Below are 13,390 nucleotides of genomic sequence, written 5' to 3'. Positions count from 1 at the left end.
CCGCTGACGCGTCGTCAACGGGCCGCGGTGGCCCTGTCGTACAGCTCCCGGGCGTAGCCGCCGAGCAGGGTGCTGGTGGACTCGTCGTCGGTGTCGCCGCCCGTGAGCACGCCGATGATCTTCCCGTCGGCGGCGATCCAGGCGCTGCCGCTGGTGCCGGTGGGGAAGTCGGCGCAGTCGAAGCGCTGGAGCGAGTCCCCGGCCCGGGCGGCGGGCGCGGTGCAGGTGCGGGGCACGTCCCGGTCGCTGGGGTAGCCGCGTACGGTCACCGGCTCGTCGGAGCGGGCACCGGTGTCGAGTTCGGCGCCGCCGACCACGTCCTCGATGCGGCGGCCCTGCGCGTCGGGGGCGAGCCGGGCGAAGGCCAGGTCGTAGGCGTCGTCCCCGTCGTCGGACCAGCGGGGGTCCTCGAAGACCTCCTCGACGCGCCAGGCGCCGTGGGGGGCCTTGCCCTGGTTCCAGCCGGGCGCGAAGAGCGTGTCCTCCCCGGCGGGGCCGGCGGCCAGGCAGTGCCCGGCGGTGACGATCAGGTTCCGGCCGGGGCTGCGGACCACGGTGGCGGTGCAGTGGTGGCCGCCGTCCAGGCCGTGCTCGAAGAGGGCGCCGGCGAGGGCGGCCGGGTCGGCAACGGACGTCGCCGGGGCCCGGAGCGGGGTGGGGGCCTGGGCGCCCGCGGCCCCGTCGCGCGCGTCGGCGCGGGCGTTGCGCTGGTGGGCGGTCGTCTCCGGGGGCACCAGCACCGTCATCGCGGCCGACGCCAGGAGCGCCGCCGCGGCACAGAGCACCCCGGTCACCACCGACCGCCGGTCCATCACCGTCACCCCTCCCACCCCACGCGCCCCTCGCGCGCCCTGCCCGTACCACCCCAGACGGTACAGAGTGGCGCGTACGAACAGAAAGCCCGCGGCGGGGGTGCCCGGTGGAACCGGGTGCGGGCGGGCGGCCGCTCGCCGTACCGTCGGCGGTGCTGCGGCCGCGGGGCCGGGGCACGCGCAGTACGCGATTCGGGGGGCGGCCGCTCGATGGACGACCAGGGGACGCGTCACGGGCTGCAACGCGCCCGGACCGTGCTGTGCCTGCTCCTCGCCGTGCTCGGGGCGGGGCTGCTCGTGGCCGGCGACCGGCTGCCGGTGCCGCGCCCGTACCACCGGGCGGGCGCCGGCACGACGGCAGGCTGGGTCCTGGTGGGCACGGCCGCGGCGGTCGAGGCCCTCGCCCGCGCCCGCACGTGGAGGCGGCGGCGCAGGGCCCGGGCCTGGCGTTCGGCCGAGCGTTTGGACCGCGCGGCGGACGCCCTGGCGGAGGTCCTCGCGAGCCGGTACGCGCAGGACGGCCGGTCCCGCATCTCGGGTCCCAAGCCGATCGCGGTGACCTGGTCGTACACGGGCGGCACCCATGCGCCGGCCCCGGACGCGGACACCTCGACCGCCGCCGGGTACTTCCGCGCCGTGCCGCACGGGCGGCTGGTGGTGCTGGGCGGCGCGGGCGCGGGAAAGACCTTCCTCGCCCTCGCCCTGGCGCGGGACCTGCTGGCCGAGCGCGCGAAAGGCCGGTACGACCGGGTACCCGCCGTGCTCCCCCTCGCCTCCTGGGACCCCGAGCAGGGCCTGCTCGCCTGGGCCGCGGCCCAGCTCGCGGCCGCGCACCCGGAGGCCTGCACCCCGGTGCCCGGTGCTCCGCCGGACGAGGTCGCCCTCCACCTGCTGCGCAGCGGGCGCATGCTGCCCGTGCTCGACGGCTTCGACGAACTCCCCGAGCCGGCGCGGGCCGACGCCTTCCAGCAGATCGCGGAGACCCTGCGGGAGACCGGCCGGCCCTTCGTCCTGACGAGCCGGGGCCCGGCATACCGCAAGGAAGCCCGGAAGCACCGCACCTTCCAGCGGACCGAGGTCACGCTGGACGGCCTGACCTCCGACGCCCTGGAGGACTACCTCGGACGGGACCGCCCCTCCGGCGAGCCCTGGGACCCGGTCCTCAAGCTGCTCAGGGCGGGCACCACACGGGAGGCGCGCAGGCTGCGCCGGGTGCTCCGCGTCCCGCTGATGGTGGAGCTGGCCCGGGTCGCGTACGGCACGGGCGACACGTACCCGGTGGAACTCGTCAAGCCGGGCAGGTTCACCACCCGGCGGGAGCTGGAACGGCATCTGTACGAGGCCTTCCTGGACGTCGTCTACAGCGACGCGCGCGACGACGAGGGACGCTGGGGCCGGCGGAGCGCCCGCCGGTGGACGGAGCACCTGGCCCGGCGCATGCGGGACGGCGGGCACCAGGAGTTCGCCTGGTGGCGGCTGGACGAGGAGCTGCCGAGGCCGGTTCGGGCGGTCCGTTACGTGCCCGCGTTCGCGGTGATGGCCTGGGTCTTCGCCGGCCCCGCCCTGGCCACGACCTGGTGGGAGTCATGGGTGCCCGTACCGGCCTGGGCCGCGTTCCTCGCCTCGTCGGTCGCCCTGCTGCTCCTGGCGGGCGGATCGATGCGGTCCGGCCGGCGGGTCCGGCCGCACCGGATGGTCCGGCCGAACCGGCAGGCCATCCGCTCCTCGGGGCCGGCGAACCCGTCGGCCCTGGCGGGCGGATCGGCCGCGGTGCTGGTCCTGGTGCTCGGCTGGCCGCTCACCGCGGCCGCGGGCGCGTCGGCCGCCGCGGCGGTCGGGCGATGGGCGATGGGCCTGTACACCGGCTTCCTCCTCCTCGGCTTCGTGCAGGCCGTGGGACCCCTGGTGTGGCGTCCGGCCGATCCCGCCCGCGCCGCCTCCCCCGCCGCCCTGCTGCGGTCCGACCGCAGGGCGGCGGTCCTGCTGGGCTGGCTGGTGCCGCAGCCTCGGATCCGGGACGAGGACCTGCTGTTCCTCCTGCTCTGCGCACCGGTCGCGGTGCAGTTCCTGTGGCAGGTCTCGGTGGGCCGGGACCTGGTCTCCGTGGGCCTCTGGGCGGCCGTCCTGCCTGCGGTGCTGCTGTCCTGGACCCTGTACTCGGTCGCGGTCTCGGCCTGGGGCCGCTTCACGCTGGCCCGGCTCTGGCTGGCGGCGCGGGGAGAGCTGCCCGGGGACCTGCTGCCGTTCCTGGAGGATGCCGCCGCCCGCGGTGTGCTGCGGCAGGCGGGCGGCGTGTACCGGTTCCGGCACGTCGAGCTGCGCAACCGGCTGGCCGAGACGGCCCCGGACGACCGTCGCCCCCGTGCGGGGCGTGCCCGCAGGGTCTTCGGCGTCCTGCGCGTGCCGTTCGCCGTGCTCGTCGCGGCGGTCCTGGTCGCCACGCTCGCCGGGCCCCTGCGGGGATCGCGCCTGCCGGGGCCGGTCCGGGCGGTGCCGGACCCCTGCGCCCTGATCGACGGCCGGGACGTGGCGGAGCTGCTGGCCGACGGGGCGCAGCGGCCGGACCGGGACGCGACGGGCATGGCCACGTGCGCGTACGCCTCCCGTGCGCCGTTCGCGCCCGACACGAGCGTCGTGGTGAGCGTGGGCCTGCGCCGGGGAGGCCCCAAGACGAGCGGCTCCGAGAAGGCGGCCGACGAGTACCGGCGGCGCAGCGCGTCGGATGTCGTCCGCGGCGACGTCCGGCGACTCCCCCGCCTCGGCGACGAGGCCTACGTGAGCGTGGTGCCGGACGACGTGGCCGAGCTGCACCTGCGCGCGGGGAACCTGCTCCTCGACGTCTCGTACGGGGAGGAGGAGGCCGCCCCTGCACGCCTGACGAGCGTGGCCGAGGTCCTCGCCCGCCGCGCCCTGCGCCGGGCCGGCCTCGACCGGTACGCGGGACCGCCGGTGTCCCTCCCCGACGCCCCGCGGCCGGGACCGCCGCCCCTGATCCGCCTCGCGGCCTACGACCGGCGGGCCGCGGCGGGACCGGGGCTGTACGGCGCGACCTGGGACGGGAACGAGCCCTCCCGCCTGTGGGCGTACGGGATCCTCGGTTTCGTGTTCCGGGCGCCCAGGGACCTGAGCTGCGTCCGGGTCGGGCTGCCCGCCCCGCTGGTCCTCTCCTGCTCCCGCCCGGAGCCCCCGCCGGGCCGGGGCCCGTACGGTCCGGACATCCGGATCGACTTCGCCGTCGACGCGTGCTCGCGGGACTGCACGCGGGACCGGACGGACGACGCGTACGTCCGCACTCTGCCCGACCACAAGGGCCTGCGCTGGCTGCGGGGTCCCGGCCGGGACCCCGCTTCCCCCCGTTCCACCACCCACTACGCCGTCGCGAACGCCGGCCGGACGCACCGCATGTACCTGCTCCGGCAGTTCTGGACCGGCACCGAACCCGGTGCTTCCCCCACCCGGCGCGTGTACTGGGTCCGCGTCGAGGTGCCGCACGGCCACGAGGCGCTCGCCCAGAAGGTCGTCAACGACGTGTACGGGCAGACCGGCGGGGACACGTACTGACCCGGCACGGCGCTACCCCGTCACCCGCCCCGGCCCCAGCCGGTCCGCGCTCGACAGGATCGCCGCCGCCAGGGCTTCGGCGGCCGGGGCGGGGTCGGGGGTGCCCAGCAGGGCGAACTCCACGCCGCCCAGCTCGGGGAGCCCGGCGCGGTCCGGGACGCGGACCAGGCCCGGCGGTATCAGGCCCCGGGTGTGGGCCATCACGCCGAGGCCGGCGCGGGCCGCCGCGACCAGGCCGCTCAGCGAGCCGCTCGTACACGCGATGCGCCAGGACCGGCCCTCCCGCTCCAGGGCCTCCAGCGCCCGCGCCCGGGTGATGCCCGGCGGCGGGAAGACGATCAGCGGCACCGGGCGGTCCGGGTCGACGTGGACGCCCTCTGCGCCGATCCACACCATCCGGTCGCGCCAGACCAGCCGGCCGCGTTCGTCCCCCGGGCCGCGCCGCTTGGCGAGCACCAGGTCGAGCCGGCCCGCGTCCAGCCGCTCGTGAAGGGTGCCGGACAGCTCCACGGAGAGCTCCAGGTCCACCTCGGGGTGCTCGTGGCGGAAGGCCTCCAGGATCTCCGGCAGCCGGGTCAGCACGAAGTCCTCCGAGGCGCCGAACCGCAGCCGGCCGCGCAGCCGGGGCCCCGCGAAGAAGGCCGCCGCCCGCTCGTGGGCCTGGAGGATGGTGCGGGCGAATCCCAGCAGCGCCTCGCCGTCCTCGGTGACCCGCACGCTGTGGGTGTCCCGGCTGAACAATTGCCGCCCGGTGGCGTCCTCCAGCCGCCGCACGTGCTGGCTCACCGTCGACTGCCGCAGCCCGAGCCGCCGCGCGGCCTGCGTGAAGCTCAGGGTCTGGGCCACCGTGAGGAAGGTGCGCAGCTGGACGGGGTCGTACACCGCGTCGGTCATGGGCGCCAGGATAGTCCGATCATCGCGATCCGTGATGACAGTCAGAGCGGTGTGCGGGTTTCCCGATGACGTGGTGCGGGGGGACGATGGGAGCGCCGTCGCGGTCCGGCCGTACCCGGACCGGTCTCGCGCGGCCCGGCCGTACGCGGCCCGCCTCGTGCAGGCCGGCCGTACCCGGACCGCCCGTCCCCGTCCCCGTCCCCGTCCCCGTCCTCCGTCCCCCGTAGGTGCGCCCCATGCCCCGCCCCCGGATACCTGCCCGGCTCCCGCTGGACCCGTACGTCCTCGCCCTCGTCGGCACGGTGGGCCTCGCGGCCCTGCTGCCCGCCCGCGGCGCCTTCGCCGGGGTCGCGGACGATGCCGCGACCGGCGCGGTGGCGCTGCTGTTCTTCCTCTACGGAGCCCGGCTGTCCACGCGCGAGGCCCTCGACGGGCTGCGCCACTGGCGGCTGCACCTGGCGGTCCTGCTCTGCACCTTCGCCCTGTTCCCGCTCCTCGGCCTCGCCGCCCGCGGGCTCGTCCCGCACGTGCTCACGCCGCAGCTCTACGACGGGTTCCTCTTCCTCTGCCTGGTCCCGTCCACCATCCAGTCGTCGATCGCGTTCACCTCGATCGCCCGCGGCAACGTGCCCGCCGCGATCTGCGCGGGCTCCTTCTCCAGCCTCGCGGGCATCTTCCTCACCCCGCTGCTGGCCGCCGCGCTGCTCGGCTCGGCCGGGGGCGGGTTCTCCCTCGACTCCCTGCTGAAGATCGTCGTCCAGCTGCTGCTGCCGTTCCTCGCGGGCCAGTTGCTGCGCCCCCGGGTGGGCGGGTTCCTCACGCGCCACAAGAAGGTGCTGGGTCACGTCGACCGCGGCTCGATCCTGCTCGTCGTCTACGCCGCGTTCAGCGCCGGCATGGCCGCCGGCATCTGGCACCAGGTCGGCGTCGGCCGCCTGGGCGCGCTGCTGCTCGCCGAGGCCGTGCTGCTCGCCGTGATGCTGACGGTCACCTGGTACGGGGCCCGGCGCCTCGGCTTCGGCCGGGCGGACCGGATCGCCCTCCAGTTCGCCGGGTCGAAGAAGAGCCTGGCCGCCGGACTCCCCATGGCCAGCGTGCTGTTCGGGGCCCACGCGAGCCTCGCCGTGCTGCCGCTGATGCTGTTCCACCAGATGCAGCTGATGGTCTGTGCCGTGCTGGCCCGCCGTCGCGCCCTGGACCCGGTGGAGGGAGCCCGGGAAGGGTCGAGCGGGTCGAACGGGGCGGGCGGGGCGGATGAGCCGGGAGAGCCGGGAGAGCCGGGCGGGCAACTCCCCGGCGGCCGTGTGGCGGAGGTCTCAGCCGGCGCCCAACAGCCCTGAGTCCTGGGCGGATACCGTTGCCGCGGTGACCTCGATACGACCCACCGCGTCCGGTGTCCGGCCCGCCACCCCCGGGTTCCGGCCCCTCGCGTCGTCCCGCCCCTGCACCCTCGTCGTCTGCCGTGGCTGCTGCTGCGGGGACCCCCGCAAGAACCCGGGCTCCGACCACGAGGGCCAGCTGGCCCGGCTGCGGGCGGCCGCCGACGCCTCGGGCGGCGCGCTGGCCGTACGGACCAGCGACTGCCTCGGTCCCTGCGCGCAGGCGAACGTGATCGTGGTCCAGCCCTCGTCGGAGGCGCGGCGCCGGGGCGCCAAGGCCGCCTGGATCGGCTTCGCGCTGGACGACGACGTCACCGAGGACGTACTGGCCTGGGCCGCGGCCGGGGGCCCGGGACGGGCGCCGGTCCCGCCGGCGCTGGAGCTCCAGATGATCGAACCGCCGGCCCCGGAGCAGGCCCCCGCCCGAGAGACCCGCGGCCGGCGCCGCCGGCGCTGACGAGGGGGGCGGGCCGGGGCCCCGGCGGCTACGCGTCCGCCCCCGTCCGGATGCGCTGCTCGCCGGCGTAGATGTTCATCGAGGCCCCCCGCAGGAAGCCGACCAGGGTGAGGCCCGACTCGGCCGCCAGGTCCACCGCCAGAGAGGACGGCGCGGAGACGGCGGCGAGGACCGGTATGCCGGCCATCACGGCCTTCTGCGCCAGCTCGAACGAGGCCCGCCCCGACACCAGCAGCACCGTCCCGGCCAGCGGCAGCATGCCCTCGCGCAGCGCCCGGCCGACGATCTTGTCGACGGCGTTGTGCCGGCCCACGTCCTCGCGCAGGTCCAGCAGCTCTCCCTCCGGCGAGAAGAGCCCCGCCGCATGCAGTCCGCCGGTGGTGTCGAAGACCTTCTGCGCCCCGCGCAGCCGGTCCGGCAGCTCGCTGAGCAGCTCCGCGCCGATCCGTACGGGGTCGCCGGCCAGCCCCGGGAAGCGTGTCGCCGTACGCACCGCGTCCAGGCTCGCCTTGCCGCACAGGCCGCACGAGGAGGAGGTGTAGACGTTGCGCTCCAGGGAGACGTCCGGCACCGGCACGCCGGGGGCGAGCTGCACGTCCACGACGTTGTACGTGTTCGAGCCGTCCTCGGTGGCGCCGGCGCAGTACACGATCGACCGGACCTCGTCGGCCGCGCCGAGCACGCCCTCGCTGACCAGGAAGCCGGCGGCGAGCGCGAAGTCGTCGCCCGGCGTGCGCATGGTGACGGCGAGCGGCTTGCCGTTGAGCCGGATCTCCAGCGGCTCCTCGGCAACCAGGGTGTCCGGCCGGACACCCGCCAGCCCGTTCCGGATCCTGATGACGCGACGGCGTTCGGTGACCCGTCCCATGGCGATCAGCCCACTCCCTCGGCACACGGCGGGGCGGCCCCCGTCGGCCGTCCCGACCCCATTGTCCTGCACGTCAGAGGGGCCCGGGCCCGGGCGGGTCTTGTGGGACCTCCACAAGGCTGGGGTCGAATCCTGAGAGGTCACGTGCCCCCATACCCAGCAGTAGCAGGCAAAGCTGGGTAATTCCTGTACGAGGCACGAGGGGGAACCCGCCCATGACGCCCATGACCGGCTCACGAGTGGTAGCGCTGGGGCACTACCAGCCCGCCCGGATCCTCACCAACGAGGATCTGGCCGCCATGGTCGACACGAGCGACGAGTGGATCAGGTCCCGGGTGGGCATCAGGACCCGCCGGATCGCCGGCGACGACGAGCCCGTGGACGCGCTGGCCGCCGAGGCGGGCGCGAAGGCGCTGGCCCAGGCCGGGCTGACGCCGGCCGACGTCGACATGGTCCTGGTCGCCACCTCGACCGCGATCGACCGCTCGCCCAACACGGCCGCCCGGGTCGCCGCCCGGCTCGGCATGGGCTCCCCGGCGGTGATGGACCTCAACGTGGTCTGCGCGGGCTTCACCCACGCCCTGGCCACCGCGGACCACGCCGTCCGCGCCGGGTCGGCGACGCGCGTGCTGGTGATCGGCGCCGACAAGATGACCGGGATCACCGACTGGAACGACCGCACCACGTGCGTGCTGACCGGCGACGGCGCGGGCGCGGCCGTGGTGGAGGCCGTGCCGGAGGGCGAGGCGCCGGGGATCGGGCCGGTGCTGTGGGGCTCGGTGCCCGAGATGGGGCACGCCGTGCGGATCGAGGGCACGCCGCCGGTGTTCGCCCAGGAGGGCCAGTCCGTCTACCGCTGGGCGACCACGCAGCTGCCGCCGCTCGCCCGCAAGGCGTGCGAGAAGGCCGGGACCTCCCCCGAGGAGCTGGCCGCGGTCGTGCTGCACCAGGCGAACCTGCGGATCATCGAGCCGCTCGCGGAGCGCATCGGCGCGGTCAACGCGGTGGTGGCCAAGGACGTGGTCGAGTCGGGCAACACCTCGGCGGGCAGCATTCCGATGGCCCTGTCGAAGCTGGTGGAGCGCGGCGAGATCGCGGCCGGCGCGCCGGTGCTGCTGTTCGGCTTCGGCGGCAACCTGAGTTACGCGGGCCAGGTCATCCGCTGTCCGTAGGCGGCCTGCCACCTGGGTCGTACCCGGGTTGGTCCCGCGGTCTGACGTGGCGGGGCGGCCGGGCGCCGAGCATGGAGGGGCACGTACGCCGCCCGAGCCGGAAGGCCCTCCCATGAACCGCAGGTCCCTCGCCCTCACCCTCGTGACGACCGTCGTCGGCGTGGGGTTCGGTGCCGCCGTGGCCGTCCCGGCGGCGGCCGACTGGTACCGGAACCGGCACGAGGAGTCCGCGGCTTACGCGAGTGGCGCCGAGGCGAAGCGCGACCGGGGCACGGTGCCGGGCTGGCTGCCGGACGGGGCGAGCGGGGTCCGGTACGCGATGCGGACCACGGGCGGCGACCGGCTGATCAAGGCCACCGTGCCGGGCGGCGCGCTGCCAAAGGGGTGCCGGGCCGTCCCGGACGCCACGACCGGCGCCGCGCCCTCGCTGAAGGCGGGCTGGTTCCCGAAGGACGCCCGCGGGAGGGCGACCGTCCGCTGCGGCGCGTACTACGCGTACCTGGACGGCGACACCCTGTACGGGTGGCAGCACCACGCCGACTGGGTCACCGAGAACAGGACCCGCGCAGCGAGCTGACCTCCGGATATGCGGGTGAAGAGCACTCCGAACCCCTGCTATTGTTGTCCATGTCGCCGCGGGAAACCGGGGCGCTCACCCGGTCCGGGTGGCGGAATGGCAGACGCGCTAGCTTGAGGTGCTAGTGCCCTTTATCGGGCGTGGGGGTTCAAGTCCCCCCTCGGACACAGAGGTCGACCGACCAGAGAGAGCCGGTCACAGTGACACAGTCACTGTGACCGGCTCTTTCGTTGTTCCGGCACGCCACCGCCGGTTTTCCCCGTACCTGCTGCCGGCTGGGGGGATGGAGGGGGCGTACAGGTTCCGTGGAGGTTTGGGGGCGGTGGGGGCGGGGCGCTGACCAGTGGTGATGGGTTCGCCCGGGGGATCTTCCAGCAGGGTCCCGCCCGGGCTTCGGGTGGGGTACCGTCACCGGCGCTGTGCGGAAAGGAGTGTGGTCCCTTGCGCGAGTTCAGCGTCCCGCCCGTGGTCACGGCACCACCCGTCGGCGGGCTGGCCGATGCCGTGTTCGAGCACGCCCTCGACGACCCGGGCCGGGTGGTCCTCGGCCGCAAGGTGGACGGCGGGTGGCGGGACGTCACCTCCGCCGCCTTCCGGGACGAGGTGCTGGCGCTCGCGAAGGGGCTGCTGGCACAGGGCGTACGGTTCGGCGACCGCGTCGCGATCATGTCGCGGACCCGGTACGAGTGGACGCTGTTCGACTTCGCGCTGTGGTCGGTCGGCGCCCAGCCGGTGCCGGTGTACCCGACCTCGTCCGCGGAGCAGGTCTACTGGATGCTGTTCGACGCCGGGGTGAGCGCCTGCGTGGTCGAGCACGAGGACCAGGCCATGACGGTCGGCTCGGTGGTGGACCGGCTGCCGATGCTGGCGCGGCTGTGGCAGTTGGACGCGGGCGCGCTGGAGGAGCTGTACGCGGCCGGGGCGGCGGTCCCGGAGGACGTGGTGCACCGGCACCGGCGGGCGGTGACGCCCGATTCGGTGGCCACGGTGATCTACACCTCGGGCACGACCGGCCGGCCGAAGGGCTGCGTGCTGACCCACGCCAACTTCATGTACGAGGCGGACACGATGGTCGCCCGGTGGGAGCCGGTGTTCCGCTCGAAGCCGGAGGACGAGCCGTCCACGCTGCTCTTCCTCCCGCTGGCCCACGTCTTCGGGCGGATGGTGGAGGTGGCGGCGGTCCGGGCCCGGGTGAAGCTGGGGCACCAGCCGGTGCTGGCGGCCGAGCAGCTGCTGCCGGACCTGGCGGCGTTCCGGCCGACGTTCGTCCTCGCGGTGCCGAACGTCTTCGAGCGGGTCTTCGCCGCAGCCCGGCGCAAGGCGGAGACCGAGGGCCGGCTGGGGCCGTTCGACCGGGCCGTGGAGACGGCGGTGCGCTACGCCGAGGCCAGGGAGCTGCGCACGTTCGGCACCGGCCCGGGCCCTTCGGCCTCGCTGCGGGTGCAGCACCAGCTGTTCGAGAAGCTGGTGTACGGGAAGGTCCGCGAGGCGATGGGCGGCCGGGTGCGGCACGCGATGTCGGGCGGTTCCGCGATGTCCCGGCGGCTGGGCCTGTTCTTCGAGGGGGCGGGGGTGACGGTCTTCGAGGGGTACGGGCTGACGGAGTCCTGCGCGGCGGCGACCGCGAACCCGCCGGGCGCGACCAAGTACGGCACGGTGGGGCCCCCGATCCCGGGCACCGCCGTGCACATCGCGCAGGACGGGGAGGTGTGGCTGTACGGGCGGCACGTGTTCGCGGGCTACCTCAACGACGCCCGGTCGACGGACGCGGTGCTGCGGGACGGCTGGCTGGCGACGGGAGACCTGGGGCGGCTGGACGACGACGGGTACCTGACGATCACCGGGCGGAAGAAGGAGATCCTGGTGACCTCCAACGGCAAGTCCGTCTCCCCCGCGGCGCTGGAGGAGCGGGTGCGTTCGCACCCCCTGGTGTCGCAGTGCATCGTGCTGGGCAACGACCGCCCGTACGTCGCCGCGCTGCTCACCCTCGATCCGGAGGGGGTCGCGCACTGGCTGGCGATGCGGGGCCGGCAGGCGATGGGGCCTGCGGAGCTGGTGCGCGACGAGGCGCTGACCGCCGAGGTGCGGCGGGCGGTGGTGGCGGCGAACACCCTGGTGTCGCGGGCGGAGGGGATCCGTACGTTCCGGGTGCTGGCCGAGCCGTTCACGGAGGAGGGCGGGCTGCTGACGCCCTCGCTCAAGCTGAAGCGGCGGGCGATCGAGAAGGCGTACGCCTCGGAGGTGGCGGCGCTCTACCAGGAGTGAGGGACGCGCACGGAGGCCCTTCGTCCACCCCCCAGCTGAATCTGATGGTTCGTCAATTCATGCTCTCGCATTTATTGACGGTTCATCAGGTGGCACCCAGAATGCGGGGATTCCGACGGAGGGACCTCGTTCATGTTGCGACCGATCCGCACCCTCGCCGTGGCCGCGGCGGCCCTCGTGCTCGCGTCCGTGTCCGCCTGCAACTCCGCCTCCAACGCACCCTCCGGGGACGACGGGAAGAAGCCCAGTGCCGTCCGCGGGGTCACCGCGGACACCATCACGGTGGGCGGCATCGTCTCGATGACCACCGCCAGCGGCTACAGCAAGAAGGACACCGACCTCGGCGCGCGCGCCCGCTACCTGCGCGCCAACGAGGAGGGCGGCGTCAACGGCCGCAGGATCGACTACCTGGGCGCCGAGGACGACGGCCAGGACCCGGGCAGGAACACGGCCGCCGCGCGCAAGCTCGTCCAGCAGGACAAGGTCTTCGCGGTCGCCCCGATGAGCTCGGTCACCTTCTCCGGCGCGGACTTCCTCCAGCAGTCGAAGGTCCCGGTCTTCGGCTGGGGCACCACCCCCGCCTTCTGCGGCCCCTCCTACATCTACGGCTTCAACGGCTGCCTCGTCCCCATGCCCGGCGGCACCCTCAACCAGACCTGGCCGGAGGGCATCAAGCAGGTCCTCGGCGGCGGCGCCGGCAAGTCCGTCGCGATCATCGCCAACGACAGCGACGCCGGGAAGTTCGGCATCCGCACCTTCGGCCGCGGCTTCGCGGCCGCCGGCTTCAAGGTCGCGTACGCCAAGCCGTCGGTGCCCGCGACCTCCGTGCCGACGGACTGGTCGGCGTACACCAAGGAGATCCTGCACAGCAACGACGGCAAGGCGCCGGACGCGGTGGTCTCCGTGATGCAGACGCCCAACAACATCGGCCTGTTCACCGCCCTCAAGCGCAGCGGCTACCGCGGGGTGCTCACCGACCCGACGGACTACGACCCGGGGCTGCTCGCCAAGGACGCGACCCGGATGGCGCTGGACGGCGTGCACGTGCTGCTGCAGTTCCAGCCGTTCGAGGCCGACGACGCGAACATGGCGCGGTTCAAGGCCGACATCAGGAAGGCGGCCGGCGGCAAGGACGTACCGCTCAACATGCACATGCTCACCGGGTACATGAGTGCCGACCTCTTCCTCGCCATCGCGAAGAAGGCCGGCAGGGACCTGACGCCGGAGTCCTTCCAGGCCGCCGCCCGGGGCTTCTCCGACACCGGGACGCTGGTGGGCGACCGGGCCGAGCCCAAGGGCCAGAAGGAGAGCTTCGGGTGCGGGGCACTCGTACAGCTGAAGGACGGCAAGTACCACGTGTCCGTCCCGTTCAGGTGCCACCCGCCGATCCCCTTCTCGTAGGCCC

10 protein-coding genes and 1 tRNA gene are annotated in these 13,390 nt (G+C 74.5%); 8 read left to right on the top strand and 3 right to left on the bottom strand.

Annotated elements, in window-relative coordinates:
* Nucleotides 1-14: 14 nt before the first annotated feature.
* Nucleotides 15-812, bottom strand: a complete 798-nt coding sequence (locus tag ACIF6F_RS04635) for a trypsin-like serine peptidase (protein WP_399942149.1) — start codon at nt 810-812, stop codon at nt 15-17.
* Nucleotides 813-1,022: 210 nt separating this feature from the next.
* Here ACIF6F_RS04635 and ACIF6F_RS04630 point away from each other — a divergent pair, with 210 nt between their 5' ends.
* Nucleotides 1,023-4,373 carry an NACHT domain-containing protein gene (locus tag ACIF6F_RS04630; RefSeq protein ID WP_399941164.1) on the top strand — a complete coding sequence of 1,117 codons (3,351 nt, stop codon included), beginning with the start codon at nt 1,023-1,025 and terminating at the stop codon, nt 4,371-4,373.
* A gap of 12 nt (nt 4,374-4,385) precedes the next feature.
* On the opposite strand, the gene ACIF6F_RS04625 is transcribed toward ACIF6F_RS04630, so the two are convergent.
* On the bottom strand, nt 4,386-5,255 hold the full coding sequence (locus tag ACIF6F_RS04625) for a LysR substrate-binding domain-containing protein (RefSeq protein WP_399942146.1): 870 nt from the start codon (nt 5,253-5,255) through the stop codon (nt 4,386-4,388).
* A gap of 248 nt (nt 5,256-5,503) precedes the next feature.
* Here ACIF6F_RS04625 and ACIF6F_RS04620 point away from each other — a divergent pair, with 248 nt between their 5' ends.
* Both ACIF6F_RS04620 and ACIF6F_RS04615 read left to right on the top strand, forming a co-directional pair.
* The gene (locus tag ACIF6F_RS04620) at nt 5,504-6,607 is read left to right on the top strand and encodes a bile acid:sodium symporter family protein (protein ID WP_399941161.1); all 1,104 of its coding nucleotides are present in this window, start codon (nt 5,504-5,506) and stop codon (nt 6,605-6,607) included.
* A gap of 34 nt (nt 6,608-6,641) precedes the next feature.
* Entirely contained in the window at nt 6,642-7,103 is a 462-nt protein-coding gene (locus tag ACIF6F_RS04615; RefSeq protein ID WP_399942144.1) for a (2Fe-2S) ferredoxin domain-containing protein, read from the top strand.
* Nucleotides 7,104-7,131: 28 nt separating this feature from the next.
* Here ACIF6F_RS04615 and fdhD read toward each other — a convergent pair whose 3' ends face one another.
* Complete coding sequence (gene fdhD, locus ACIF6F_RS04610) at nt 7,132-7,971, bottom strand: formate dehydrogenase accessory sulfurtransferase FdhD (RefSeq protein WP_399941158.1); 840 nt, start codon at nt 7,969-7,971, stop codon at nt 7,132-7,134.
* Between the two features lie 224 nt (nt 7,972-8,195).
* Here fdhD and ACIF6F_RS04605 point away from each other — a divergent pair, with 224 nt between their 5' ends.
* From ACIF6F_RS04605 to ACIF6F_RS04585, 5 genes are all read left to right on the top strand, one after another.
* Nucleotides 8,196-9,143: a beta-ketoacyl-ACP synthase III gene (locus ACIF6F_RS04605; protein ID WP_399942142.1), complete on the top strand. Its 948-nt coding sequence runs from the start codon at nt 8,196-8,198 to the stop codon at nt 9,141-9,143.
* 112 nt (nt 9,144-9,255) lie between these two features.
* Nucleotides 9,256-9,720, top strand: coding sequence for a hypothetical protein (locus tag ACIF6F_RS04600; RefSeq protein WP_399941156.1), 465 nt, complete (start codon nt 9,256-9,258; stop codon nt 9,718-9,720).
* 82 nt (nt 9,721-9,802) lie between these two features.
* Nucleotides 9,803-9,887: transfer RNA gene (locus tag ACIF6F_RS04595), tRNA-Leu, on the top strand.
* Nucleotides 9,888-10,161: 274 nt separating this feature from the next.
* On the top strand, nt 10,162-11,985 hold the full coding sequence (locus ACIF6F_RS04590; protein WP_399941153.1) for an AMP-dependent synthetase/ligase: 1,824 nt from the start codon (nt 10,162-10,164) through the stop codon (nt 11,983-11,985).
* Between the two features lie 132 nt (nt 11,986-12,117).
* Complete coding sequence (locus ACIF6F_RS04585) at nt 12,118-13,386, top strand: ABC transporter substrate-binding protein (protein ID WP_399941150.1); 1,269 nt, start codon at nt 12,118-12,120, stop codon at nt 13,384-13,386.
* The last annotated feature ends 4 nt before the right edge of the window (nt 13,387-13,390 follow it).

Origin of the sequence: Streptomyces sp. NPDC086023, from assembly GCF_044540325.1 — a bacterium.
GTDB lineage: Bacteria > Actinomycetota > Actinomycetes > Streptomycetales > Streptomycetaceae > Streptomyces.
The sequence above is the reverse complement of the archived record's forward strand: the minus strand, read 5'-3'. Positions and strand labels throughout refer to the sequence as shown.

What these genes read in the sequence shown, in the direction of transcription:
- ACIF6F_RS04620 (WP_399941161.1), top strand. Translation starts at nt 5,504, where the DNA reads ATGCCCCGCCCCCGGATACCTGCCCGGCTCCCGCTGGACCCGTACGTC.
- ACIF6F_RS04605 (WP_399942142.1), top strand. Translation starts at nt 8,196, where the DNA reads ATGACCGGCTCACGAGTGGTAGCGCTGGGGCACTACCAGCCCGCCCGG.
- ACIF6F_RS04630 (WP_399941164.1), top strand. Translation starts at nt 1,023, where the DNA reads ATGGACGACCAGGGGACGCGTCACGGGCTGCAACGCGCCCGGACCGTG.
- ACIF6F_RS04600 (WP_399941156.1), top strand. Translation starts at nt 9,256, where the DNA reads ATGAACCGCAGGTCCCTCGCCCTCACCCTCGTGACGACCGTCGTCGGC.
- ACIF6F_RS04635 (WP_399942149.1), bottom strand. Translation starts at nt 812, where the DNA reads ATGGACCGGCGGTCGGTGGTGACCGGGGTGCTCTGTGCCGCGGCGGCG.
- fdhD (WP_399941158.1), bottom strand. Translation starts at nt 7,971, where the DNA reads ATGGGACGGGTCACCGAACGCCGTCGCGTCATCAGGATCCGGAACGGG.
- ACIF6F_RS04585 (WP_399941150.1), top strand. Translation starts at nt 12,118, where the DNA reads ATGTTGCGACCGATCCGCACCCTCGCCGTGGCCGCGGCGGCCCTCGTG.